The sequence below is a fragment of the Eubacterium sp. An3 genome (assembly GCF_002159465.1).
GTDB lineage: Bacteria > Bacillota > Clostridia > Lachnospirales > Lachnospiraceae > Anaerobutyricum > Anaerobutyricum stercoris.
The window spans coordinates 435,435-461,959 of the sequence record NZ_NFIR01000001.1 but is presented as its reverse complement, the minus strand read 5'-3'; the positions used below and the strand labels follow the sequence as shown (position 1 = coordinate 461,959).

At 48.6% G+C, this 26,525-nt stretch carries 21 protein-coding genes; 8 read left to right on the top strand and 13 right to left on the bottom strand.

The window, feature by feature from the left end:
* Positions 1-26: 26 nt before the first annotated feature.
* Entirely contained in the window at positions 27-1,787 is a 1,761-nt protein-coding gene (locus B5F87_RS02160) for a trypsin-like peptidase domain-containing protein (RefSeq protein WP_087275992.1), read from the bottom strand.
* 312 nt (positions 1,788-2,099) lie between these two features.
* Here B5F87_RS02160 and B5F87_RS02155 point away from each other — a divergent pair, with 312 nt between their 5' ends.
* Together B5F87_RS02155 and B5F87_RS02150 are read left to right on the top strand one after the other, a co-directional pair.
* Positions 2,100-3,527, top strand: a complete 1,428-nt coding sequence (locus B5F87_RS02155) for an undecaprenyl-phosphate glucose phosphotransferase (protein WP_087275989.1) — start codon at positions 2,100-2,102, stop codon at positions 3,525-3,527.
* A gap of 110 nt (positions 3,528-3,637) precedes the next feature.
* On the top strand, positions 3,638-4,879 hold the full coding sequence (locus B5F87_RS02150; protein ID WP_087275986.1) for an LCP family protein: 1,242 nt from the start codon (positions 3,638-3,640) through the stop codon (positions 4,877-4,879).
* A gap of 121 nt (positions 4,880-5,000) precedes the next feature.
* Here B5F87_RS02150 and B5F87_RS02145 read toward each other — a convergent pair whose 3' ends face one another.
* Entirely contained in the window at positions 5,001-8,879 is a 3,879-nt protein-coding gene (locus tag B5F87_RS02145) for a DnaB-like helicase C-terminal domain-containing protein (protein WP_087275983.1), read from the bottom strand.
* Positions 8,880-9,099: 220 nt separating this feature from the next.
* Between B5F87_RS02145 and B5F87_RS02140 the strand changes: the two genes are divergently transcribed.
* Positions 9,100-9,996 (top strand): PHP domain-containing protein, encoded by an 897-nt coding sequence (locus tag B5F87_RS02140; RefSeq protein ID WP_158096921.1) that lies wholly within the window; start codon positions 9,100-9,102, stop codon positions 9,994-9,996.
* A 189-nt stretch (positions 9,997-10,185) separates the two neighbouring features.
* On the opposite strand, the gene mnmA is transcribed toward B5F87_RS02140, so the two are convergent.
* The 11 genes from mnmA to B5F87_RS02085 form a co-directional block, all read right to left on the bottom strand.
* Positions 10,186-11,250 (bottom strand): tRNA 2-thiouridine(34) synthase MnmA, encoded by a 1,065-nt coding sequence (mnmA, locus tag B5F87_RS02135; RefSeq protein ID WP_087275977.1) that lies wholly within the window; start codon positions 11,248-11,250, stop codon positions 10,186-10,188.
* Between the two features lie 20 nt (positions 11,251-11,270).
* A complete protein-coding gene (gene pduB, locus B5F87_RS02130) occupies positions 11,271-12,077 on the bottom strand; it encodes a propanediol utilization microcompartment protein PduB (protein ID WP_087276201.1) in 807 nt (268 codons plus the stop codon).
* Positions 12,078-12,298: 221 nt separating this feature from the next.
* Complete coding sequence (locus tag B5F87_RS21640; protein ID WP_343215711.1) at positions 12,299-12,889, bottom strand: helix-turn-helix transcriptional regulator; 591 nt, start codon at positions 12,887-12,889, stop codon at positions 12,299-12,301.
* 176 nt (positions 12,890-13,065) lie between these two features.
* Entirely contained in the window at positions 13,066-15,171 is a 2,106-nt protein-coding gene (locus B5F87_RS02120; RefSeq protein ID WP_087276198.1) for an alpha-amylase family glycosyl hydrolase, read from the bottom strand.
* Between the two features lie 94 nt (positions 15,172-15,265).
* The gene (locus B5F87_RS02115) at positions 15,266-17,254 is read right to left on the bottom strand and encodes a diguanylate cyclase (protein ID WP_087275974.1); all 1,989 of its coding nucleotides are present in this window, start codon (positions 17,252-17,254) and stop codon (positions 15,266-15,268) included.
* 192 nt (positions 17,255-17,446) lie between these two features.
* The gene (locus B5F87_RS02110; RefSeq protein ID WP_204246028.1) at positions 17,447-17,830 is read right to left on the bottom strand and encodes a 4Fe-4S dicluster domain-containing protein; all 384 of its coding nucleotides are present in this window, start codon (positions 17,828-17,830) and stop codon (positions 17,447-17,449) included.
* Positions 17,831-17,861: 31 nt separating this feature from the next.
* Positions 17,862-18,941 carry a nickel-dependent hydrogenase large subunit gene (locus tag B5F87_RS02105; RefSeq protein WP_087275971.1) on the bottom strand — a complete coding sequence of 360 codons (1,080 nt, stop codon included), beginning with the start codon at positions 18,939-18,941 and terminating at the stop codon, positions 17,862-17,864.
* A 6-nt stretch (positions 18,942-18,947) separates the two neighbouring features.
* Positions 18,948-19,295, bottom strand: coding sequence for an NADH-quinone oxidoreductase subunit C (locus B5F87_RS02100; protein WP_087275968.1), 348 nt, complete (start codon positions 19,293-19,295; stop codon positions 18,948-18,950).
* Between the two features lie 5 nt (positions 19,296-19,300).
* Positions 19,301-19,747: an NADH-quinone oxidoreductase subunit NuoB gene (gene nuoB / locus B5F87_RS02095; protein ID WP_087275965.1), complete on the bottom strand. Its 447-nt coding sequence runs from the start codon at positions 19,745-19,747 to the stop codon at positions 19,301-19,303.
* Positions 19,748-19,763: 16 nt separating this feature from the next.
* Positions 19,764-20,627, bottom strand: a complete 864-nt coding sequence (locus B5F87_RS02090; protein ID WP_087275962.1) for a complex I subunit 1 family protein — start codon at positions 20,625-20,627, stop codon at positions 19,764-19,766.
* Positions 20,621-22,510 carry a proton-conducting transporter membrane subunit gene (locus B5F87_RS02085; protein WP_087275960.1) on the bottom strand — a complete coding sequence of 630 codons (1,890 nt, stop codon included), beginning with the start codon at positions 22,508-22,510 and terminating at the stop codon, positions 20,621-20,623. The genes B5F87_RS02090 and B5F87_RS02085 overlap by 7 nt, the downstream gene beginning before the upstream one ends.
* A 192-nt stretch (positions 22,511-22,702) precedes the next feature.
* Between B5F87_RS02085 and hypA the strand changes: the two genes are divergently transcribed.
* The 5 genes from hypA to hypE all read left to right on the top strand — a co-directional run bounded on the left by hypA (position 22,703) and on the right by hypE (position 26,368).
* Entirely contained in the window at positions 22,703-23,125 is a 423-nt protein-coding gene (gene hypA, locus B5F87_RS02080) for a hydrogenase maturation nickel metallochaperone HypA (RefSeq protein WP_087275957.1), read from the top strand.
* Entirely contained in the window at positions 23,085-23,801 is a 717-nt protein-coding gene (gene hypB / locus B5F87_RS02075; protein ID WP_087275954.1) for a hydrogenase nickel incorporation protein HypB, read from the top strand. The genes hypA and hypB overlap by 41 nt, the downstream gene beginning before the upstream one ends.
* A 66-nt stretch (positions 23,802-23,867) precedes the next feature.
* On the top strand, positions 23,868-24,086 hold the full coding sequence (locus B5F87_RS02070; protein ID WP_087275951.1) for a HypC/HybG/HupF family hydrogenase formation chaperone: 219 nt from the start codon (positions 23,868-23,870) through the stop codon (positions 24,084-24,086).
* Positions 24,076-25,167 (top strand): hydrogenase formation protein HypD, encoded by a 1,092-nt coding sequence (gene hypD / locus B5F87_RS02065; protein WP_087275948.1) that lies wholly within the window; start codon positions 24,076-24,078, stop codon positions 25,165-25,167. The genes B5F87_RS02070 and hypD overlap by 11 nt, the downstream gene beginning before the upstream one ends.
* Positions 25,168-25,261: 94 nt before the next feature.
* The gene (hypE, locus tag B5F87_RS02060; protein ID WP_242964214.1) at positions 25,262-26,368 is read left to right on the top strand and encodes a hydrogenase expression/formation protein HypE; all 1,107 of its coding nucleotides are present in this window, start codon (positions 25,262-25,264) and stop codon (positions 26,366-26,368) included.
* The last annotated feature ends 157 nt before the right edge of the window (positions 26,369-26,525 follow it).

The following is a 26,525-nucleotide window of genomic DNA, read 5'->3' as shown; positions in this document are numbered from 1 at the left end:
ATACAAGAAGGTTATTCACAATCTGTCTAGTTAAAGAAGTAATCATACGGACTGCTGTAATAATCGTTTCCGTTTCCGCCGTTATAATATTCGTACGGATCGGTTCCATACTGCTGGGAATCCTGCTCTGTAGTGTCGGCAGATTCTTCCGTGGCAGTCTCAGCATCCTGATAATCACTCTCTTTTCCAAGAGTTACCGTCACTGTCTGTTCCTCATAAGTTCCATTCTGATTTGCACGCTGAAGAGTAATCTGTACTTCCGTGCCGGCCTGCTGTGCGGAAATCCTGTCTTTCAGTCCGTCCATGGTAGAAACTGTATTTCCCTCAAATCCGGTAATAACATCACCGGCAGCAATTCCTGCTGTTTCGGCCGGAGAACCTTCCACTACCTGTGAAACATATACGCCGCTCGGCATACCCAGCGCCTCAGAATAAGTAGAATCGATGGTTCTTCCGAGAATACCCAGATATGCGGCTTCTCCTTCCGGTATGCTTCCGGAATTCATCAAAGTCTCCAGGGTTCCCTGCGCTGTGGATATCGGAATCGCATAACCCATACCTTCTACGGAAGTATCTTCCAGTTTCGCGTTATTGATACCTACGACCTCGCCGTTCAGATTCACAAGAACGCCGCCGCTGTTTCCAGGATTGATGGCTGCGTCTGTCTGCAGCAGAGTCATGGTTCCGTCTGTGAAGGAAACCTCTCTGTCCTTGGCGCTGACAACGCCCGTTGTCACGGACTGTCCGTAACCCAGCGCATTTCCGATGGCGATCACAGTTTCTCCTACTTTCAGGTCATCAGAGCTTCCCAGTACCGCAACCTTGATGGTGGATAATGTGTCTTCGGAAAGCCCGCTGGCCTGTACGGAAATCACTGCCAAGTCGGCGTCAGAATCCGTTCCCACAATGGTGGCGTCCGCTGTCGTTCCGTCTGAGAAACCGACAGTCAATGCATTGGCTCCTTCCACCACATGGTTGTTGGTGGCAATCATCAGTGCGTCATCGGTCTTTGCCAGAATAAATCCGGAACCGGCGCCCTCAGATTCCTGAGTTCCAAAGAAATAATTGGAAACCTGTGTTGTACTGGTAATGGACACCACAGAAGGCATTACCGCATCAACCACATTGGAAATATCCTGCGCAGATGCAGAAGAACTGGAACTGTCATCGGAACCATTGTTCTGCACTGTTGTTGTCTGCACTCTCTCTGTCGCTGATGGAATCAGCCGGTCTCTTGCAATGGAAACTCCCGCAAAACCTACACCTGCCACTATACCAAACAACAGAGCAGCTCCTGCAATTTTTGCTATTCTCATTCCCATCCCACCTCTTTTTTTATCTGGTTCATCCGGAATGCTGCTGTAATACTGCTGGCTACTTTCATTATAAGCGCCGCCGTTATATTGTGCATCCTGCTGGCTGTCCGCCGAAGTTCCGTCACCCTGCCAGCTTCCCTCCGAAAAGGAATTATTATACTGTGCGTTCTGCTGGCCCTGATAACGGTATCTTGGATTTCTTCCATCTTCGGACGCAGTACCGGATTCCTCTCTGTAAGGATCTCCCACATAATGATACGTACCGTCCGCCGGTGCGGTATCGGCTGCAGCAGGCTCATAAGAAGAAGTTCCTGTTTCCTCCGAAACCGCTGTATCTATATCGTCGCCCGGTTTGTTCCAGCCAGCGTCATCATTCAGGCTGTCATTCCCGGCAGGATCATGATTCAGGCTGTCATCAGTATTGTCATTATTCAGACCGTCATTTGTATTGTTATAATCAAATTCGCTCATATCGCCAACCCCTTTCTTTCGATTTGATATGCATATCTTAGCAATGATATGTGAATAAATTGTGTCATTTTCATGGTCAAAACATGGTCATTTTCGCTTATTTTCTCCCCGTTATATGATTTTCCACGAAAAAACACAAAATAAATATTGTGGAATAATTTAATCTATTGTATCATAGATTAGAAATTCACAGTAAATTATCCCTGTGTAAACTCCTGTTATTTTTGCGTAAAATATTATATAATAAGGAAAAGAAACCAGTCACTTTTTGTTTTGTGCCGGGTACAGTCCCGGATGAGTAAGGATAAAATTATGATTAAAGAGAATCAAAAGTATTTTAACCGGCTTCATGTTGTCATTGACGCCGTAGTTATTTATTGTTCTTTCTGCCTCAGTTATTATATCCGTTTCAAGAATCCTTTTACAAGATATCTTTTCGGTTTATTTTTACCACCGGTATCATTTTACCGAGAGTTGTGGCAGTATCAGAGCATGCTTCTCGTTCTCGTTCCGGTCTATCTTATTTTATACGCCAAGTTTAATCTTTATAAACCCAAGCGGTATCAAAATCAGTCGACCGAATATAAAAATCTGATTCAGGCAAATACCTGCGGTATATTATTTTTATTCATCTACATCTTTTTTATGAAGATAGAGCACGTACCGAGAAGCCTGATCGCGACATTTTATATTATCAGCATGTGCGCCACTCTGGGGGAACGTTTCCTCATCAAGAATTTCCTCCATCGTGCCCGCCGCAGCGGTCATAATTTAAAACATATTATCATCATCGGTTTCAGCGCCGCCGCAGAGGCATATATCGACCGCATCAAGGCCAATCCTCAATGGGGCTATATGATCCACGGTATTTTTGATGATAATCTCAACGAGAACTTTCAGTACAAAAACATTTTCTACATCGGCAAGATCAAAGATCTTGAAAAATATCTGCAGAATACTACTATGGACGAAGTTGTCATCACGCTGAGCCTGAAAGAATATTTCAAGCTTGAGAACATTGTCAACATATGTGAAAAATCCGGCGTGCATACCAAGTTCGTTCCGGATTATTACAAATTTATCACCACAAATCCTGTCACAGAGGATTTGAACGGTCTCCCTGTTATCAATATCAGGGATGTTCCCCTGACCAACACGGTCAATAAGTTTATCAAGAGAGCTATTGATATCGTAGGTTCCCTGGTCTGCATTGTTATTTTTTCACCGCTGATGCTGATTGTTGCTCTTCTTGTGAAAAAAAGCTCGCCGGGACCGATTATTTTCTGTCAGGAAAGGGTAGGACTTCACAATAAGCCGTTTAAAATGTACAAGTTCCGTTCCATGGGGGTACAGTCTCCTTCCAAAGAGAAAACGGCGTGGACCACCCACAACGATCCCCGTGTCACCCCTGTTGGCCGTATAATCCGCAAAACAAGTATTGATGAACTGCCGCAGCTATTCAATGTTTTAAAGGGAGACATGAGCCTGATCGGACCACGTCCTGAGCGCCCTTTGTTCGTTGAGAAGTTTAAAGAGGAAATACCTCGGTATATGATCAAACATCAGGTTCGCCCGGGCATGACCGGGTGGGCTCAGGTCTGCGGTTTCCGCGGTGATACTTCCATAGAAGGACGTATTGAGCATGACCTTTTCTACATTGAAAACTGGACCCTGACCTTTGATATCAAGATTCTTTTCCTAACGGTATTCAAAGGATTTATAAATAAAAACGCATATTAATTATTATTGTACCGGCACGTTCATCATCAATGTACGTGCCAATACATTACTCATACATCACGCACGGCATCGAAAGACGCCTGAGACATTACAGAAAAGAGAGGTGCTTTATGCAATCATCCTCATCCAACAAACACAGCAAAAAACGTTCTACGAGTTCATTGAGTTATCGTTCCGCACAGAACGCTTCTTACCGACTGCTTGATGATGAGCGTAGAAAAAAGCGGCATTCCGCTGAAGAATCTCAATCCGGAGGACATTCCGGCAGCCGGACCAAATCCGCTGTTCCCGACAACAGATACGATACCCGAAACAGCCGGCCTCCAAAGCGGAAAAAAAACAGGGGATGTCTTGGACGAATCCTTTTACCGCTTATTCTGCTCATTCTGATTATTTTTGCTCTTTTCTTTCTTTTTCTGCGGTCCGCTTTTAATAAGGTTGAAAAGTATGAGCTGAATATGTCGGATATCGTCGTCAATGATAAGGACGATAACATGAACAATTACCAGACTATTGCCCTGTTTGGCGTCGATAATCAGGACAACAAGATTAAGGACGTCGGTTCAAGAACCGATACCATTATCATCGTAAGCATCAACAAATCCAGCAAGGATGTCAAACTGATGTCCATTTACCGCGATACTTACGTGAGCATTGACGGAGAATACGACAAGATCAATGCTGCCTATGCCTATGGCGGCCCTGAACAGGCCATAAATACCATCAACCGGAATCTGGATCTGAATATCACTGATTTTGCCACCGTCAACTTCAAGGCACTGGCTGACGCAGTAGATATTCTGGGCGGTATTGAGCTCACCATCAAATCGGAAAAGGAACTGGAAAATCTGAACGATTATATTGGGAATATGAATAAGATCAACGGCGGCGACTCTCCAAAGTTTGACGAAGTGGGTACCTACACCTTTGACGGCAATCAGGCGGTGGCCTACTCACGCATCCGCTATATGGAAGGAGGCGACCACGAACGTGCCAATCATCAGCGTCTGGTCGTGGAAGGCATCGTGAAAAAAGTAAAACAGCAGCCATGGAAACTGAAGGCACTGGCCGACACCGTCATCCCACAATGTAAGACGAGTCTTTCCACAGGAGATATGACTTCGCTGACCATGAGTCTTCTTCGTTACAGCATTGTGGATTCCCAGGCCTATCCTTTTGAGTCCGTAGATGAACGCTACGGCGGAATCTACTACGGATTCCCGCTGACCGTGTACTCCAATACCGTACAGGCTCACGAATATCTCTATGGAACCAAAGATTATGAGCCTACTGAGGAGCTGGGCAGAATCAGCGACAAGGTGGAAGCGGTTACCGATGATCTGGGGTATTAATCTGAGCAATCAATTAATAATACCAAAAAAAGTCATTGCGGAATGTATCATCATACATTTCCCGCAATGACCCTTTTTTTGTATTACGCCGGCGTTTCTTTATTTCATCCGCCGCCGTATATTATTCTTCAAAGTAATTAAACTTCGGTGTTCCCTGAATCTGGCAGGACGCCCGCAGAGGACGACGGTTTCTGTGAAGAAGGACGTTAATGAGCAGACTGTCTCCCTCTTCAACCATCTCCGCAATATCTTCCTCGGTGATCTCCACGGAATCCTCCGTAATCATATCCGCATACTGCAGTTCCATATAGACGTCGCACATATTTCCCAGCAGCTCGTGGAAGCGGCTTTCTTCTCCGCTCATCTCCGTCTCGCTTTCCGCCTGGGCGTATCCGTAAGACATGATGATCGGGATTCCCAGCTCTCCGGCCAGCCGGCGGATGCCTTCCATCAAAGGCTTGATATCCTCGGTATCCTCCACCGACAGAATATTTTCAATGTTATCAATGAAGACAACCGGTTTATGAACGCCGTCCCGCACGATGGAGCGGATGAGTTCTCCAAGAATATCCCCGGCGGAAGCGTCTTCCATGGCGTCGGTGTACTCTGCCACGACTTCCTGATCGAGAATATAGAGATGTTCGCTGATTCTTCCTCTGTACCAGTTCAGCTCATCTTTCAGAGACTCCAGATCCGCGCCGTCTTCGCCGGTCATGATGGACATGACGGAGACCGCCTTGTCAGGATCTCCCTGATGGATCTCGTAGCTGAGTCTTGAAATGGTATCCACCATCAAGTCATACCGGGACAGTTCCGTGGAAATGTACAGCACATCCACGCCGCTTTCCGCTGCCCGGTCTGCCATCTGCTGCATAAAGCTGTTCTTCAGGTACTGCGGTTTGGAATCGATAAAATAGGTTCCTTTGTGGAGACCATAGCGCAGCATGGCATCCAGCTTCTTAAAGCCGGTGCTTAATTTGCGGTTCTCCTGGGTGTCGGCAATATATTTTTCAAACTGATCCATGAAGCTGGCCGAGTTCTTAAGCACAAACGGATGACGAAGAGACACCTGATACTCTCTCTTCTCTGCCGGTCCTGCCTGATCCGTCCATATTCCTTCTCCGGCAGCCTTCTCCCCGGTAGTTTTTCCGGTTCCATCCGCCGTAGTCCGTGCTGCCTCACCGGCAGTTTTTCCTGGGGCTGCGCCTTCCGCAGCTTTTTTCTCCCTGCGTTTTACTACCTTTTTCCTGGAGACTGACGCCCGCGCCGTACGGTTTATAGCCGAATGTCTTCTGTCTGCTTCCGGAATCGGAACTGTGTCCTCTACTTCCACTTCAGAGATGACGTCTGCAGACATATCTTCCCGCTCTTCCGGGGAAGATTCCTGTGCCGGTTCATCTTCCGCAGATTCTTCGTCTTCCCCGGTTTCTTCTTCTGTATGTTCCTCATGCGCTAATTCTTCGTTGCCGGATTCTTCGTCTTCCGGCTCGTCATCGACCGATTCTGCGTCTTCTTCATCATCATCCACCAGGAAGTCCTCATCCATGGCAAGTTCCAGCTCTTTCTCCAGCATATCCTCATCCAGATCGTCTAAGTCAAGGCTGTCTTCTTCACCATCCAGGGCTGACACAGTTGCTTTTTTCTTTTTGCCGCTCTCCTGTTCGCGGAGCCATGCGTCAAGTTCACCTTCTGAACCGGCCAGTTCTAACAGGAGCATCCGTTTGGCACGCTCATAGACCTCACCTTCCAATCCCAGACTATTGAGATTATCAAGAGCCTCGTCAATCTCTGCCTGAGTGTGCTCGCCGAGCACCAGTTCGTCCGGATCTACGTACTCATATTCTTCCTCCGGCTCCTCTTCCTGCACTGCAGGATCTGGCTCACTTTCACCGGCTGCCGCTTCAGCAGCGGCTTCATCCGGCTGCTGTACGGATTTGTCATCTTCTGCCGCATCACTGTCAGCGCTATCCATCTCTTCGCCTTTTTCTTCTGTATTATTCTCTGTCTCTGACAGAACTTCGTCTTCGTGAGGAATAGTCTGAGACTGCGCTATTTCCCCCTTTATTGCTTCTTCAGAGTCTATATCCGAAACTCTCTCATCTGCTTCAGCCTGATCCTTCTCCTGATGCTGCAGATTAGAATCCTGTTCTTCCTGGCCTTTGGACTCCGGTCCACGGCTGGCAGCTCCGCTGCCGGCTCCGGCGCCTTCTTCTGCCGCCCGGGCTTTTCTGGCGTTTTCCTGCGCTTCTTTTGCCAGCTCCACTGCGGATTTACCCTCTTTCACTTCCTGCGGTTCCGGTTTGGCCGCCCTCTGCGCCGCCTTCGCCAGTTCCACTGCAGATAAGCCCCGCAATGGTTCTTCCGATTCTTTCCCCGGAGCCTGCGCGGATTCTTTCTCTGTGCCGGAGCCTGACGCTGCTCCTCTTCCCGTCTCGCCTTTTGCCGCCGCTGCTGCCTGTGCAAGAAGATCTCCCACATTTTCCTGCGGCACTGCGGCTCCGCTGCCGCTCATCATATTTTTGATATTTTCCATAATCAGGTCGTTGAGACTGTCCATATCTTCGTTCTCATTTTCTGACAGAATCATCTCAGAATTCTCCCGGATGACCTCCTGGCTGAGCTGACGGAGCATATCCTCTGTCAACACCGGAGCGGACGGTGTCTCCCCGACAGATTCTTTCGGAGAGGTCTCCGCCTCATTTTCATTATCTCCGGCGCCGCTGTTTGCTCCGGCACCTGCTTCCCTGGCGTCTGTCATCGCAGCTTTTAATTCTTCCGGAATAAACTCTTCCGGCACCTGGTCATCCACTTCATCCGGATGTACGCCGTCTGCCAGCTGTTTTTCAATATGAAGCTGTCTCTCGATCTCATATTTTTCTTCCGGAGAAAGATCCTCATAGTCCTCAAAGGAAACCAGCTCATCGCTGTTTTTCTCCATATACCGAAGAATCTCCTGTTGGTGAAGCGCAAACTTCATCGGGTCCTGTCCGCGCTTCTTCGCCTCTTCCATCAGGCGTTCCGCCTGTTTCTCGATTTCAAGTTTTTCTCTGTCTTCTTCCTGTGAACGGCGGATAGCCTCCGCTGCAAGCTGAGAAGCAGACTTTGTCGCCGGCTCATCATCCAGTACCTGCGGGATATACGGCTCCTTCTCGTGAGCCTGCTCATCCCTGTCGATGGCGTCCTGCGCAAGCTCCCAGGCAGAGCGGGGATGATTTTCTGTCTCCTGCTGTACCGTTTGATTCCGGTTCATGGTCCGGGCCGTATTCTGCAGCGCCTCCTCCCTCTGCCGACTCTCTTCTTTCAGACGTTCTTCTTCCTGGCGTTCCTCTTCCAGCATCTCTGTAACAGACTTCTCTCTGCCATATTGAATCTGAGAAAGGTCAAAAGGATACTCCACCTGAGGATTCTGCATTCCCATCATTTCCATGAGATTTTTATAAATCAGATCATTTAACTCCGCTGTCTGCTGCGCATCAAATGAATCTGCCGAATCAGGAACCGCCTCCTGTGCCGGCGTCTCATACGAGTCTTCCGTTTCTTCCGGCCGGGCCGGTTCCTGCGAAGCCCCGCTGCCATGCATACCGGCATCCGCATTATCCTCATTCTCCTGTATACCCTCTTCCCGGCTGTTCTCTGCCGCCTGTTCCATATGCGTGTTCTCCGCCTGCTGTTCCATTGCGGAATTCTCTGACGCAGCACGTCTCCCGGTCATTCCTCTGCGAAGACGTTCTTCTATCATACTTGCCACAGAAGCAGCCTGCTCCGTATCATCCATTTCCTCAAAAGGTTTTGGCGGAAAGATATCCGGCGCCAGCGTCTCCACAAGTCTTTGTATGGAGTCTACCATCTCCGCCACTTCCTCTGACTCATCGGGACGGCCTACAATATTCATAGCCATATCCACAATATCATTCATATCGAACGGCGCCTCATCTGTGCCTTCCGCTGCTGAATGCTGTGCTCTGACAACATCAAGCAGCGCTCTAATAATGTCTTCCATATCTGTTCATCCTCCGTCAATCAGTCAATAAGCTTAGTTTGTATTGTAACACTTTTGTGCCATTATTACAAATATTCCTCTCCTTTAAAACCGTTGCTTTTTCACCTGTTTTCTGCCATAATAAATACGAAATACCGCGCAGAATACGCCGGTATGCACAAGAAACATACGGGCAGACTGATCCTGCCGAATTTTTATATTTTTACGGAGGAACTACATTTTGAAAACGTATATCGATTTACACATTCATTCCACCGCATCGGACGGTACACTTACCCCGGCGCAGGTTGTTTCATCGGCCATGGCGGCCGCAGGAAAGAAAAAAGATCCGGTAGTCATCGCTCTTACCGACCATGACACCGTCGCCGGCATTCCTGAATTTATGAAAGAAGCTGAGAAGTATAAAGACCGTCTGACAGCAATTCCGGGTGTGGAAATCTCCACCGACTACCACGGCGTAGAGATTCATATCCTGGGCTATAACATTGACATTCATAACGCCGAGCTTCTGGAGCGTCTGAAAGTATGCCGTGAGAGCCGTGACGGCAGAAATGAGAAAATCATTCAGAAACTGCAGGAACAGGGATTCCAGATTACCATGGAAGATATCCGTCCGGCAGATCCCAACGAGACCATCGCAAGACCGCATATTGCAAAACAGCTTCTTAAGAAGAACTATGTTTCTTCTGTAAAAGAAGCCTTTGACAAATATCTTGCCGAAGGAAGATGCTGCTACGTGGAGAGAATCATGCCGACTCCGCAGGAAGCCATCTCTCTTATCAAAAACAGCGGCGGTTTCGCTGTGCTGGCGCACCTGATGTACTATAAGAAGCTGGACGCTGCCCAAAAAGCGGAGCTGGCTGCCGAGCTGAAAGCCGCCGGACTGACCGGTATTGAGACATATTACAATACCTATACTCCGGTGGAAGAGGACTTTGTGAAGAGCCTTGCCAAACAGCACTCTCTGCTGCTCACCGGCGGAACTGACTTCCACGGCCAGAACAAGCCTCACATTTCTCTGTTTAAAGGACAGGGCGAGATGGAAGTACCGGAAGACATTCTGCCGGAATTCATGGAAGCGGTCGGCACGATCAAACAAACTGACACCAAAAAATAAAAGCCAAATATTAACATGCAAAAGGAGCCTTCTGTCATGTGATTCCTGTAGTCAGATTACTGATCTGACGATTGGAAATCCATTCACAAAGGCTCCTTTTTATACTGTCACTCTCTATTTACGCTGTTGCGCTTATTCTTATTATCACACTCTGTCCCCTGCTATCGCACTTATGCGGACTGCCGCACTTTATTCGATGATCCTTCCGCCGCCCACCACGGCGTCTCCCCGGTAGAGAACCACAGACTGCCCTTTTGTAATCGCCCTCTGAGGTTCCAGGAAGTCTACTTCCACTCGGCCATCTTGTGTCACTCGGGCGGTGGCTTCCTTTTCCACCTGATGATATCGTATCCTTGCCTTGATAACTTCATCCGGCCGTACCTCCTCAATCCAGTTAAAGTTATCCGCTGTCAGATGGCTGTGGAACAGATCATCGTTGCTGCCAAGCACCACTTTATTCTCCTCCGGACGAATTTCCGTCACATAGAGAGACTGCGGCGCGGAAATACCAAGACCTCTGCGCTGACCGATGGTATAGCAGTAGTAACCCTTGTGAGTTCCCAGTACATTTCCGTCCTTATCCACGAAGTCACCCGGCTGACTGCTCTGCCCCGTAGTCTTCTCGATGAAGCTCCGGTAATCCCCGTCCGGGATGAAGCAAATGTCCTGGCTGTCTTTTTTGGCGGCGTTGAAAAAGCCCTGCTCCTCGGCAATCCGCCGGATCTCTTCCTTGGTATAACCTCCCAGAGGAAAGCAGGTGTGAGCCAGCTGCTCCTGCGTCAGTGAATAGAGCACATAGCTCTGGTCTTTGGCGCTGTCTTTTCCTTTCAGCAAATGATATCCCTGCCCGTCTTCTGTGATCCGGGCATAGTGGCCGGTGACCACCACGTCACACTGCAGCTCCCTGGCCTTCTGCCAGAGATGGGCAAACTTCAGATGACGGTTGCACTCGATGCATGGATTCGGCGTCATGCCGCATCGGTAGCTCTCAATAAAATTATCAATGACCTTTTCCTTGAAATCCGCCTTAAAATTAAACACATAATAAGGGATGCCCAGCTTCACAGCCACACTCCGGGCATCCTCTATATCACTCAGGGAACAGCAGGTCTTTTCCTGCTCCATTCCAATATCTTCATTATCATAGAGCTTCATCGTCACGCCGATACAGTCATAACCGGCCTCCTTCATCAGATAAGCCGCCACTGATGAATCCACGCCTCCGCTCATGGCGATCAAAGCTTTCTTTCCCATGTTCTCTTTCTCCCTATATACTATCGTTCTTCATCACATTTTTTGTTGATATGGATGGATGCTGCTTTTTCCTCCTGGCAGACTGCCGGAGACATATTGCGTTTCAGATAATCCTCCCCACATTCTTCCGCCACGTCCTGTATGGAGATCGGAGTGATCCCCAGAGCTGTCAGCAGCTGGCATCCTGTTTCTTTGCCCACATCCATAGCTTTTTGTACCGCCGCGATATCTCCAGTCACTCCTGCGACGAACTCATTCATCATCCGCAGATTATGACTGGGCGAACCGTACCAGACGATATCCACCGGTGCCGCCTTCACTGCTCTGTCCACAGCGGCAATGCCCACGCCCGCCGGCGCTGCGCCTACCACACCGAACGCTCTTCCCACAGGTGTTCCGAAAATCTCATGGAGCACCTCGCCCGCACGGGGCGTCACATGGGACTCCATATGCCCTACTTCGTTAATGTAAATACACTGAGACCAGTAATCAATATTATGCAGAGATTCCTCCACCACTTTTCTGGCGTCAGAGATCGTCTCCGCTCCCAGTATAAAAAGGCAGCCCTGCCCGCACTGTCTTCCGGCGTCAATGGCCATCTCAAATCGAAGCAGCTTTGCATTGCACGCCTTCACCGCATCGTCAATGGCAATGGCCTGGGCCACCGTACCAGTTCGTGAAGAAATGATACCCAGAGCATTATATTTCTCCGGAATATCCAGAATCAGCCTAACCATCCCGTTTATATTTCCAATCATCAAACCTATCGTATGTGCTGCCGCTGTTCCGACAAACTGTTCCGCATCCGGAGTAAAATAATCTGCCATCTGTATCACCTGTCCCATGCTGTCTGTTTTAATCTGCTATTTATAAAATTATGTCATTTGTACACGAAAATGTATACAGCAATTTTATTATACCTTATGAAAACGGCGGAGTCAATTCCCATCTAAAAAATAGGAATTGGCTCCGCCGCTTTTTGACAGCTTTTTCTGCATATACTGTACTTTGTTTCGTGCATTAACCGTTGCTTTTCTCATGTCTCTTTTCATTTCTTTTTCCGTACCATCTCTGCAACCGCAAGGACAGCCGCATAAAAAACGCCTGCCGTCGGCCAAATGATCCAGGTTCTGTACCACCAGCCTGTGAGAAGGCTGACAGCCAGGTAAACAGCGGTGATCGTACACCAGTATACTGTCGAAAGATGATCGTTGCATTGCTCCGCCTCTTCCTCTGTCACCTCTATGTTCTCTCTGGCTTCCGCTGTGTCTTCTCTCATCCTCATGGAATCTTCCGGATACTCTGCATTCCAGCTCCCGACTTGTTCTTCCTGCCAATTTCCCGTCTGCTCTTCTTCCAAAAAACCGGCTCTTTCCATCTGCTGCATCACGCCTGGTCTCTCTGATACCTCTCTCTCACTTTTCCAATCTCCGCTTTCTTCCTCAGTCTCTTTCAGAAGATAATCTGTGGTCACATCGAAAATTTCACTGAGCTTAAGAATTTTATCCAGATCCGGAATCGAAGCTCCGCTTTCCCATTTAGATACAGATTGACGGGAAATGTTAAGCTGCATGGCGAGTTCTTCCTGCGACCACCCTCTCTTTTTTCTCAGAGTCATTATTTTTTCTGCTAAATTCATATAAATCCTCCTGCAGTTAATTATACTATATGCCAGCCGGCCGGATTATCCGATCTTCATCTGCCGCCGCTCAGCATATCATAACTGGTATCTGCTGCAAGTATAGCAAAAAAACCGGTTGACAACTACCAAGTGCGCTTGAAAATGTGTCAACCGGCGGTTGCAATTACCTTAATCTAAAACTCCCGCACAGTAAAGACTGCCACTGACCTCGGACGCATAATAAACTGTCCGTCAATTCTCGTTTCTTCTCCTTCGTGATAAACATAACGTCCCGCGCCGTCGCCGTAAGTGTTGACACAGAGATACCAGGATCCCTTTTTAAGAGGAGGAAGCATGATCTCCACGTCCTTCCAGTAGGTATTCAGAGTGATGTAGACGATATCGTCCCGGCCTTTCTGTCGGTCATAACCGGCAAATCCCACGGAAATAGTTTTGGAATCTCCCGGCAGATTAATCTTATTGCCATCGATATCGTAGGCACGAATCGGTTCCATGCCGCAGACGGCATCCGGAAGCTTCCTGCTGATAACGATATGCTTTTTCCGAAATGCGATCATAAATTTAAAAAACTCAAACAGATTCCTGTTTTTTTCAAGCATATTCCAGTCCAGCCAGGAGATTTCATTATCCTGGCAATAACCGTTATTGTTGCCATACTGCGTATTTCCAAATTCATCACCGGCCAGAAACATCGGCGTTCCCCGGCTGCATAAGAGAACGGTGCAGGCATTTCGGATCATCCGGAAGCGAAGCTTCAATACCTCCGGATCATCGGTATCTCCCTCGGCGCCGCAGTTCCAGCTGCGATTATCGTCACTGCCGTCAGTGTTATCCCAGCCGTTGCCCTCATTATGTTTTGTATTATATGAATAAAGATCATAAAGCGTAAAGCCGTCGTGGCAGGTCAGAAAATTTACACAGGAATTATAGCCGGCATAATTTCCTTTGTAATCAGAGAAAAATCCGCCATACATATCTCCTGATCCGACAATACGCCACATGGCGTCATTGGCCAGCCAGGCATCCCCCTTCAAATAGCTGCGCATGGTATCGCGGTATTTGCCGTTCCACTCTGCCCAGCGGTGGTGGGCCGGAAAGCTTCCGACCTGATACATGCCTCCGGCGTCCCACGCCTCCGCTATGAGCTTGACATTACTTAAAACCGGATCAAATGCGAGGCTGCTCAAAAGCGGCGGCATATTCATCGGCGTGCCGTCTTCGTTTCTTCCAAGGATACTGGCAAGATCAAAACGAAAACCGTCAATACGATAATTGACCGTCCAGTAACGGAGACATTCCAGAATCATCTGCCGGACGATCGGATGATTACAGTTAAGGGTATTGCCGCAGCCGCTGAAATTATAATAATTGCCATCCGGCGTCAGCATGTAGTACACTTTGTTATCAAATCCTTTAAAACAGAAAACAGGTCCCTTTTCATTTCCTTCGGCTGTGTGATTAAATACCACGTCCAGGATAACCTCTATCCCGTTTTCATGAAGCTCTTTGATGAGTTCTTTCAATTCCCATCCTTCATGATTAAAATTATCAGCGGAAGCATAGCTGGTATTCGGAGCAAAAAAGCTTACGGAATTATACCCCCAATAGTCCAGCAGCATTTTTCCGTCTATTTCTCTGGCATTTGCCAGCTCGTCGAATTCAAAAACCGGCATCAGTTCCACGGCGTTGATTCCCAGTTCTTTTAAATAAGGAATCTTTTCCTTCAGTCCCGCAAAGGTTCCCGGATTTTTCACCCCTGAGGAACTGTGCTGTGTAAAACCTCTGACATGAAGCTCGTATATGATCAGCTCGCACATTTCCTGTTTGGACTGCGGCATATCACCCCAGTCAAAAATGTCTTTTACGACCCGGGCATGATAAGCTCCCGCTTTTCCTTTTCCCCAGCGCCGCTGACCAGCCACCGCCCTGGCATAAGGATCCAGCAAAATATTTTTTTTATCAAAAATCAGTCCGTTTTCCGGGTCATAAGGCCCGTCTACCCGGTAAGCATACTCAAATTCCTCAATATCCAGATTAAATACTATCATAGAGTACACATCTCCGATCTTGTACTCTTCCGGAAATGGCAGTACAGCAAACGGCTCTTCCTCACCTTTTCGGAACAGCAGAAGCTCGCAGGAGGTTCCTCTGTTGGTGTGAACTGTGAAGTTTACGCCATTCTGGAGCGGCATAGCCCCATTTGTATCAAACAGTCCCGGCCGTACCGGAAAACCTGCAATTTCATCTATCGGTTTTATTGTTTCCTGCGATGTCGCCATATACGTATAATTATGTCCCTTCACCTTTTCCTCCTATTCGTCTCTTCCAGCCTGTTTTTGTCTTCTGTAATTCTCATCTTGGCGCGTGCCTGCTCTACCTGCCCTGCATCTTTTCCTCTCCGGAGCCGTCATACAGCTTCACTGAAACGGCCGAGTCCTTCGTAATCTGTTTTCTCGCCTCATTGGCTGCGTCAATGGCAAAAGATGCGCTGGGGCATCCCGGCTCGATTACATACACACCGGTCCGGAGATGAATCTTTGCTCCCGCAAACTTTCCGGACTGCGTTTTTTCGAACTCTTTATTGAGCTGGTCTATTTCTCCCAGAAAGTCACTCTGTTTTTTATACGGGATAAGAAGCAGAAACTGATCGGAAACCACCCGGGTAAAAAAGACTTCTTCCTCATTTTCCAGCTTCTCAATGAAAAAGTTGCTGTACTCTTTTAACAGCTGATCTCCCACACAATATCCAAACTTTTTGTTGAACGATTTAAAACCTATGAAATCGCTGTAGAGCATAAGATGGGAATTCGCATAATCTCCCAGAATAAAATGCTCCGCCTCAATGCGGAATCGCGAAAAAGTCATCAGCCCCGTCAGGCTGTCATAATCTGTCCAGTACGTTTCCCTGTATTCATCCCGGTTTCCTTCCTGCTTTCTTGCCAGATGCGCAGAAATAATCTTAGTCACCTCTCCAAGCTCTTTCCGGTTCTGCTTAGACCAATAACGTTTTTCCCTGCATACCACATAGGATATGGCGCCGGTATATTTTCCTTCCAGATACATGGCTGCGTAAAGCACCGTCTTTGCCTCACCCTGCATCAGTAAAGCGGCTCCGCCCGGCGAATACATACCCATATTGTCACACTGCAGAACTGTGGTCTGATACTCATCGTAGCTCTGAAATAGTGTGATAAAATCTTCTTTGGTAAAATTTCCCGGCTCATCCAGCACTTCCGGAGCATATTCCGACACCCATTGATACTGTCTCCCTGCACTTTTTTCTTTGATGTCCGTACGGATGACTGTGATCCGGTCAAGCTGAAAACGGTAGCCGATTACTTCCATGAGCAGCTTCATGGCCGCAGTAAAACTGCTGGTCTTTTCAAATATTTCAAATGCGGTGGAGATGACGTCGTTATGCATGTAGCGGATGTCGATATTGCCCTTCGGGGAAGTATCCTTCTCCATAATTTCGAATCTCTGCAGGTTATCGCAGAACACATAGCAATTCCGTCCGTTTTCTTTGGCGCGGTACAGCGCCCAGTCCGCATTTTCAAAGAGCTGGTCGTAAGTATAACCCGATACATTTTCCCTCAGGAAACAGACGCCCACGCTGCAGGTCATGGCGTAATCCTTTCCTTCAAAATGAATCTCCCGCACTGCTTTCACGAGCTGCATGGCTTTTTTTACCAGCGTCGCATGGCTGATATCTTTCAGGAAAACGACAAATTCGTCTCCTCCCGGACGCATAATCACATCTTTCGCATCAAACATCCTTGTCAGAAGCCGCGCCAGCTCCACCAACACCTGATCTCCGAAAAGATGCCCGTACCTGTCATTGGCCTGCTTAAAATAATCCACATCAATGACCATCATCCCACAGGTGGCATAAGGGTCTTTATTTTTAAGATATTCATTGATCAGCTCTTTGCCGAAAAAATGATTGTACAGAGAAGTCAGTGAATCTTTCATCGCCCGCTCTTCCAGCAGTACTTCTCTGTCCTTCGCCGTGGTAATATCTTTCACAAGAACAGAAAGCCTCACCGACGCATCTACTCCCCCAACCGGAATAGCCTGAAAAAGAAGCCTGATGGTTTTTTGATCATGTAAAAGGCGTACCTCCGTCTCTCCTCTTATCTTCCCCTGATAAAAATCTTTCATTTTCCACCGGTCTTCCGGATGAATAAAAGAATCATGCTGTAAATATTCCAAATAATCAGAAATCTCTTTTTTCACCGTAAGGGTGTCATCATAAAATATAAGCCGGTCTTCTTTGACAAGATATTCACAGAACACCATCCCGCAGTTTTTTAAAATGGCACTTAATATTTCTTTCTTCTGTTCACATTCATTCCTTTGCATATATCTCACTTCCGATACCTGACACCAACATGTTTTTTGTCTTTTACAGTAATAAATTATATTAAAACGTTTCTATTCTATCATATATAATTACGGTTTTCCATGAAAAAATATGCATAAAAACGAGCATAAAATGAGCCATATTTCTGAAAATCACTGACAGAAATATGGCTGTAACTTTTTTTCGGCACTTTAACCAGTCTTTTTTGTCTTTCCCGCCGGCTCTTCCTGCGGCTTTACAAAGGTCTCGCTCTTTTTTACACCGTCCGGCTCTGTATAGCCTTTCTCCATGAACAGACATTTCTTCGGGCAGGCGGTCACGCAGCTTCCGCACTGCACGCAGTCGAACCGGTCGACAGTCCAGGTTCCGGCCTTCCGGTCCACCACGATGGCGCCGGAAGGACAAGAGCGCATGCAAAGACCGCAGGAAATGCAGTCTCCTATCTCAATACGCACATGCCCGCGCATCCGCTCCGGGTAATCTGCCGGCTCAAAAGGATACTGCGTCGTTGCCGGTCTCCGGAACAGATTTTTAAGCATTCTTCCCGCCAGGGTAAACGCTCTTATTTTATCCATATGATTTCTCCTTTCCCGTAAACAGGCTTCTCTACCGCTCTGTGCAGCTGATACACGGATCGATGGTCAGAATCAGCACCGGAACATCTGCCAGCTGGCAGCCTTTAAGCGTCTCTACCAGCGGAGGAATATTGCTGGTCGTCGGGGTTCGCAGCCGGAAACGATCCAGAAATTTTGTGCCGTTTCCTTTGACATAATAAATTGCTTCTCCGCGTGGCTGCTCAATCCGCAGAAAATATTCTCCTGACGGATTTCCCTTCACCGGCACATGGATATCTCCTTCCGGTATCTTTCCTATGGCCTCGCGAATCAGATCAAAAGACTGAAACAGCTCTTTAATCCGCACCACACATCGGCCGTAACTGTCTCCATCCGTGCATGTAACCGGCTCCATTGACAGATTCTTATATGCGCCGTATCCCAGCATTCTCACATCATATTCCACGCCGCTGGCCCTGAGCATCGGCCCCACCGCACCAAGAAGAATCGCATCATCTTTTTTAAGAATCCCGGTTCCTTTCAGACGGCTCTGCACAGTATAATCTTTCAAAAAAGTATCAACCAGCGGTTTGATATCTCTTTCAATGTCTTTTATTGTCTCCAGCAGATGTTTTAACATACTGCTGTCCATATCTTTTTGAACGCCACCCACCTGATTCACTGAGTGGATGATTCTCCCTCCTGTCGTCTCATCAAACATATCAAGGATCTTTTCCCGCACTCTCCAGCTCTCCATGAAAAGGCTCTCAAATCCAAGGGCGTCGGCCAGAAGTCCCAGCCAAAGAAGATGACTGTGTATCCGGCTCATCTCTACCCAGATTACCCGCAGATACTGCGCCCGCTCCGGCACATCAATTCCCATGACATTTTCTACTGCCATACAGTAGCCCAGCCCATGTCCGCAGCTGCAGATACCGCAGATTCTCTCTGCAATATACACATACTGTTTAAAATCTTTCTTTTTTACCAGCGTTTCCAGTCCCCGGTGAACGTATCCAATGCTCGGAACTGCGCCCACCACAGTCTCATCCTCCAGCACCAGATCCAGATGAATCGGCTCCGGCAGTACAGGATGCTGGGGACCAAAAGGTACTATGCTTCTCTTTGCCATCTTTCCCTACTCCTTTTCCTTAAACGGCGTCTCTTCCTCGATCCGGTACAGTTTATCTTTGTAATCCGGCTTGATATGAGTGATATTTACTCCAAAAAGTTCTTTTGCCTCGTTCTCCTGAAGAAATGCACAGGGATAAATCTGTGTGATGCTGGCCACTTCTTCATCTCCATAAGCTACAAAACGATATGTCCGCATGTCATACCCTCTGCAAAAAGAATAGCTCATCTCGCAGCCGCCTTCTACTGAGGTCGCGCATATCTGAACCAGCCGCCATTTTTCCGTCCTCATCTTCACAATGGCAGGGAAGAACTGCCTTGCATTAATTTCTCTGATATCATTTTTTTCTTCCATCCCTGTCACCTCTCCTTCTCTTCCGGCGTTTTCATGACCGCCTGCTTTTCATCGAGTACCGCAAGAGCTTTTACAACACCGTCTATAATCGCTTCCGGACGGGCGGCGCACCCCGGTACATACACATCCACCGGAATGACTGTGTCAATCCCGCCCCGTATATTGTAGCATTCTTTAAATACGCCGCCGGTACAGGCGCAGATCCCCACCGCCACCACAACTTTTGGCTCCGGCATCTGGCTGTAAAGCTGTTTGACCACTCTCTCTGTCTGGCTGTTGACTCCGCCTGTGATCAACAGGATATCCGCCTGAAAAGGATCTCCTGTATTAATAATACCGAACCTCTCGATATCATACTTGGGCGTCAGACAATCCAGCACCTCTATGTCGCATCCGTTGCAGCTGCTGGCGTCATAATGAAGCAGCCACGGTGATTTTGATACTTTACCCATGTTCTTTCCCTCCTGCTCATTTATCCAGCATCAGAATCAATATATTTACGCCTCCCGCCACCAGAGTAACTACCCAGCAGCTGTAAAGAAGCGTCTTCCATTTTACACGGGCGCTGACATTGTCCCACAGCGTCTCCAGGAAGAAGATCACCGCGCAGAGCAAAAGCGCCACGATCCAGCTCCACCATGTACTGTTCACAAAAAACAGGAAGAAGATACCGAGGAGCAGAACCATCTCATAATATTCCGCAATATTCATAATGGCAAGAGTCGTACCGGACATCTCCGTGGTCAGGCCCTTTACCATCTCCTGATGGGCGTGATGGCTGGTGGAAAGGTCAAAAGGCGACTTCCGGAACTTGATGGCTGTGGTAAACATAAAGCCTGCCAGAAGTCCCGGCATCCACAGTACCGCGCTTATATCCTCCCGAATAATGTCCGATACCAGAAAAGATCCCGTGGTAAGATAAAATCCTACCGCCACCAAAAGAGTCAGCGGCTCATAAGCCATCATCTGCAGCATCTCCCTGCTGGAACCCATATTAGAATACGGCGACGAATCACTGGATGCCGCCATAATAAGAAACATATCCGCAGTACTCAGAATGAAGAGCACCATAAGAAGATCCGCCCCAGCAAAAAGCATGCTTCCGGCGATCATCAGAATCACCAGATAGCTCATGTTGAGGAACAGCTGCACATTATTAACGCCGATCCTTTCTTTGGAAAACAGTTTACCCAGATCATAAAACGGCTGCAGAAGCTTCGGTCCCTTTCTCCGCTGCATTCTGGCGCTGATGATACGGTCAACGCCGTCCAGAAGTGCGCCGACAAAAGGGGCAAAAATCAGATAAGCCAGCACAAAAATCACTTTCACCATGACACACCTCCAATGACAAGACAGATTCCGATGACCAGCACCGCCGCTGCGATGATGATTGAAGGAATCCGCAGATGCCTCCGTCCGAACTCAAATCTCAGATACCAATTGCTCAGATATAAATGTTCTTTTTCCCCGTAACTGTTAGTAAAGAACCGGTTGTCTCCCTCGTTGATACCGTTCATATAAATCGGAACCAGCTCCGTGTGGGAGCGGCGGCTGATAAAGAACATGGCGACCGGGACCACAAAAATGGAAACCAGCATGATCGCCATTGTAGCCAGCACACTCATAGAAAGTACATCTTTGGAATTGCCGAAAAGCTGTCGTACGATTGGGTTGACAAGCCATCTTGCCACCAGAGGCAGGAGCAGACACATGAGCAGCATGACGCAGGCGTGAAACAGCATGGACAGATACTCGTCTTTTCTTGTCACATCCTTAACTGTATCCCTCGGGATATGCCGGCAGAGCAGTTTGGACAACCATTTTGTCCAATAAAACATCGTCGTCGCGCTGCCATACGCGATACACAGAACCAGCACTACATTTCCTGAATCCACAAACGCCTTGAGCGCCACCCATTTGGAAATCAGCATCCCGAACGGCGCCAGATACATTCCTGCAATGCCAATGCCCATGATATAGGCCAGACGAGGCACACGGATGATGAGGCCATGCATATCCTCAATGTCTCTGGATCCCAGTGTATTTTCCGTGGAGCCCACAGACTGGAACAGCATGGATTTGCTGACCGCATGGAACATCATAAGGAAAATGGCAGCCCACACAGTCTCCTCCACTCCAATACCTGAACAGGCCACAATCAGTCCCAGATTAGAAATGGTGGAAAAAGCCAGCACTTTTTTTGCATCATTCTGCGCAATGGCCATCATACTTGCCATAATAAACGTAAGACCCCCTATACTCGATACGATGAGACCTACCAGATTACCGGAAAGCGCCGGAGAAATCCGGATCAGCAGATAAACGCCGGCTTTTACCATTGTCGCACTGTGCAGAAGAGCGCTGGACGGCGTCGGCGCCACCATGGCTCCCAGCAGCCAGGTGGAAAACGGCAGCTGTGCCGATTTGGTCAGTCCAGCCAGCGACAGACACATCAGAGGAAGCAGCGCTCCCGTACTCACCACTTCCGTAAGCTGCAGCGATTCCTGTCCCAGCGCCATCAGGACTATGGCTATGGCAAAACCTAAACCCCCCAGCAGATTCATCCACAGAGCACAAAAACTGTTTCCTACCGCTTCTTCCGTGCGGGTATAGCCAATCATTAAAAAAGAAATAACACTGGTAATCTCCCAGAAAAAATAAATCCAGATAAGATTTTGTGAAAGTACCAGCCCGAACATGGCGGCAAGGAACAGAAACAGCATGGAAAAGAAAAATGGCTGTCTGTCTTTTACATCTTTATGATGCTGGTGATATCCCTTCATATAGCCAACTGTATAGATGCAGATAAATCCTCCGATAAACGCAATGATAATACACATCAATATCGTAAGCCAGTCCACCATCATATGCGGTCCCTCCGTCACCTCCGCGGTAAATTCCACGTACAGCACCAGCACCGTCTGCAGTATGGACAGAATCATGGGGAGCACCCTTTTGTACCGGACACTCAGCCAGACGATCAGACACATAAGAAAGATATCTCCCGCCGTCATCAAATGGTCTATGGTCTCTGTCCGTGGATAGAACATCCATGTCTTCGCTCCGCCGCCAATCCAGTCCGCAATAAACACAACCGTCATGGCCATGATCGCTCCGGCACCCGCATAGACAATATAACCCCGTATTTTTTCATTTCGGACTATCTGAAAAACCACTGCCAGCACTGCCGGAATTCCAATCAGGAATGGTATCATCGATGTTGTCCTCCTTTCATTTCCTCTCTTTTCAGGCAGTAGTCAGAAACTGCCCTTTTTCTATATATATCACCCTGATTTTAATCCTCATTCACAAATTTTACAAGACTTCTGCCGGATTTTGTGTTTATTTTAACTAATAATGTGATAAAATGTCTCTGAGATAAATTACAAGATCACAGGAGAACATCCATGCATGAATTGAGTATAACCGAACATCTTCTCAAAGACTGCATCAGAGAAGCGCAGGCGCAGAACGCATCAAAAATCCGGAGCATCCGACTGTGCATCGGAGCTCTCCGGGGCATCGTACCTGATTGTATCCAGATTTATATGGACATGCTGTCAGAAGGGACTATCGCTGAAGGAGTACGCATCGAATCCGAGACCCTTCCTGTCCGGGTGCGCTGCATGGACTGCGGAAAAGAGGGAGAAATCACTCCCCATCATCTGGAGTGCCCCCATTGTAAGAGTCTGCGCCTTACGCTCCTGTCCGGAAAAGAGTTTTACATAGAGAGTCTGGAGATTGATGTAGCAGAGAACACAAGCAAAACTGCACAGGAGGCGAATATCCATGGAAATAAAAATACTGCATCAGGTCATGGAGTGGAATGAGGATGTCAGCGAAGAAGTAAAAGATACCCTGGCTTCCCGTCACATCTGTATGATTAACGTTATGGGAAGCCCCGGCGCCGGGAAAACCAGCCTGATTTCTGCTCTGATCGAACGGCTGCGCAACGATTTCCGTATCAGTGTCATTGAGGGGGACATCGCAGGGCAGGTGGACGCCGAGCGAATTGCCAGCCTCGGCATTCCCGCTGTTCAGCTGAATACGGACGGAGCCTGCCATATCGAGGCCATGAGCATCCGGCATATCCTTCCCGAACTTCCTCTGGATGACCTGGATGTTATTTTTGTGGAAAACATCGGCAATCTGGTATGTCCTGCCGAATTCCGCATCGGCGAATCTCTCCGCATTACTCTCCTGAGTATCCCGGAGGGAGACGACAAAGTAGAAAAATATCCCCTCATGTTCACAGACACTGATTGTCTTGTCCTTAACAAACATGATATGCTGCCTTATTTTGATTTTGATGAGGCAAGGATCCGCTCCAACTACGAGACGGTCAACCCAAACGCCCCTCTCTTCTGCGTCAGCAGCAGAACCGGGGACGGACTGGGAGCGCTGGCAGCGTTTCTTTCTGAACAGATCCATAAAGCGCAGCATCCCGAAGAGTCCTGCGCAAATCATGGAGCAGCGTCCGGGAATCAGTTAAAAAATAACCATTGAACAATGCTGCCGCAATCCTACCGGCTTCAGGCGGTGGGATAAAAAATACGAAGGGAGTACAATAATATGTGTCTGGCAATGCCCATGAAAATCAACGAAATAGACGGTCCTCTGGCCCGCTGCGAGGCCGGCGGACTCTCTCAGAATATCCGCATTGATTTCATCACGGACCCAAAACCCGGGGATTACGTCATGGTTCATGCGGGATTTGCTATCGAAAAAATGTCAGAAAAGGAAGCCCTGGAAAATATCGAGCTTCTTGAGGAAATAAAAAATGCTTTATGAAAACTGGTTTAAAAATCCGGGGGATGTGCCGTTTCTCCTTAAGAAAATCACTGAGTACAGCAAACAGACCGGCCCCATCCGTCTGATGGAGGTCTGTGGAACTCACACCATGTCCATCGCCCGCAGTGGGATCAAAAGCGTTCTGCCGGAAAATGTACAGCTTCTCTCCGGCCCCGGCTGTCCGGTCTGCGTCACCCCCGCCAATATCATCGATATGATTCTCTCTCTGTCCGAACGGGAAGATATTCTGATCACCAGCTACGGAGATCTTCTCCGGGTTCCCGGTTCCATCCGGGGAGACAATCTTTTGAAACGCCGCGCTGGCGGCGGGAATGTAGAATCCGTCTACTCGCCCATGGACGCGCTCCGGCTGGCCGAAGATCATCCTGAAAAGGAAGTTGTCTTCCTTGGCGCAGGCTTTGAGACCACCGCACCCGGAACGGCCGCCTGCCTTCTGGAAGCTGCTTCCCGCCGCCTCGATAACTTTTCTGTACTCTGTCTGTTAAAACAGACTGAACCAGCCCTGCGCTCCCTCATCGAATCCCCGGATTTTGCCGTCAGTGGACTCCTCTGTCCGGGACATGTGGCCGCTATCATCGGAGCGGATCGTTTTTCTTTTCTGCCCGGCGACTACCGGCTGCCTGGCGTTGTGGCCGGCTTTGAAGCTGCAGACCTGCTTTGCTCTATTCTGGAACTGACACGGATGCTTGCCGAAAACCGCCCGGCTCTCAAAAACGAATATACCCGCCTCGTCCGGCCGGGAGGTAATCCGGCGGCTCTTTCTCTCATGGAGAAAGTCTTTCGCCCGGCACCGTCCCGGTGGCGGGGACTTGGATACATTGACGGCAGCGGTTATGCCATCCGGGACGAGTATGCTTCCTGGGACGCCATCAAGAAGTTCTCCCTGAAGCCCCCGGCAGAAAACGAGATTCCCGGCTGTCAATGCGCCGGGGTCATCCGCGGCGTCATTCGCCCTGCTGACTGCCCGCTGTTTGGGAATATCTGCTCTCCAGCCAGCCCGGTTGGCCCCTGCATGGTATCCGGGGAAGGCGCCTGCGCCGCAGCGTATCAATACGGATAATTGTGGATATAACTATCGTTTCCGTCTGCAATAAATGATTATAAGTTAAATTATTTTATCGACAAATATGAAAAATAAAACAACAAGTAATACAATGATGAATACCAACACAAAAAATATAGATAAACATAACACAGAAATTATGAGCGAACGCATCACCCTGGATTACGGCAGCGGCGGTCTGAAAACGGCAGAGCTGATTGACGGCATTCTCCTGCCCGCCTTCGATAATCCCGCTCTGGCTTCTCTGGGTGACGGAGCACTGCTGAAAGGAAACAGGCAGCTGGTTTTCTCCACCGACAGTTTCGTGGTCACTCCGTGGCGATTTCCCGGCGGCGATATCGGAAAGCTCTCTGTCTGCGGTACTGTCAACGACATCTGTATGGCAGGAGGCGAGCCAAAATATTTAAGTCTTTCCTTTATTCTGGAAGAAGGCTTTCTTTTTGCCGATTTCCGGAACATCGTATCTTCCATCGCCGAAGAAGCAAAAAAGGCAGGCATCTCCATTGTCACCGGAGATACCAAAGTAGTAGAAGCCGGCAAGTGTGACGGTATTTATATCAACACTGCCGGCATCGGCTTCCAGAGAGCCTGCCTGCCCGGCAAGACCGGCATCCGCCCCGGCGACGCGGTTCTTATCAGCGGTACCATAGGGTGCCACGGCACTGCGGTCATGATGGCCCGCTCCGGCCTGCTGACTGCGGATAGCCCTCTGGTCTCTGACTGCCGCCTTCTGCACGAGATCAGCGCAGCGGCGCTTACCGCCGCCGGCGCCATGAGACATGGTTCTACGACACCTGATTCTATGCCGCCTCACATGTCCAACACCATCCGCATCATGCGCGATCCCACCAGAGGCGGCGTCGCCACCACTCTCAACGAATTTACGGAACAGATGCCTTTCTCCATCGAACTGGATGAGTCTTCTCTTCCTTTTGATACTTCAGTGGAAACAGCCTGTCACATGCTGGGACTGGACCCACTCTACTGCGCCTGTGAAGGACGGATGCTTGTGGTCTGTGCCCCGGAGGCTGCCGCGCAGATTCTTACCGCCATGCAGAAGACTCCCGGCGGAGAACATGCCGCGCAGATTGGCACTGTCACAAAAGAAATGCCAGGCAAGGTTATCCTGAAAACCTCCATCGGCGGACGGCGCATTTTATCCAGACTGACCGGTATCCAGCTGCCTAGAATCTGCTGAGACAGCCGGCCCGTCAAATGCTGAGGCGGTGGCACAGACCCGCGCAAAGATAACGCGCGGTTCCGGTCCGCAGCCTCCTCCCCTCTTCCTTCATAATCACAGATTTATTATATATTTGCGATACAATACGGTAAATATCCGTAAGGGAACAGTATTT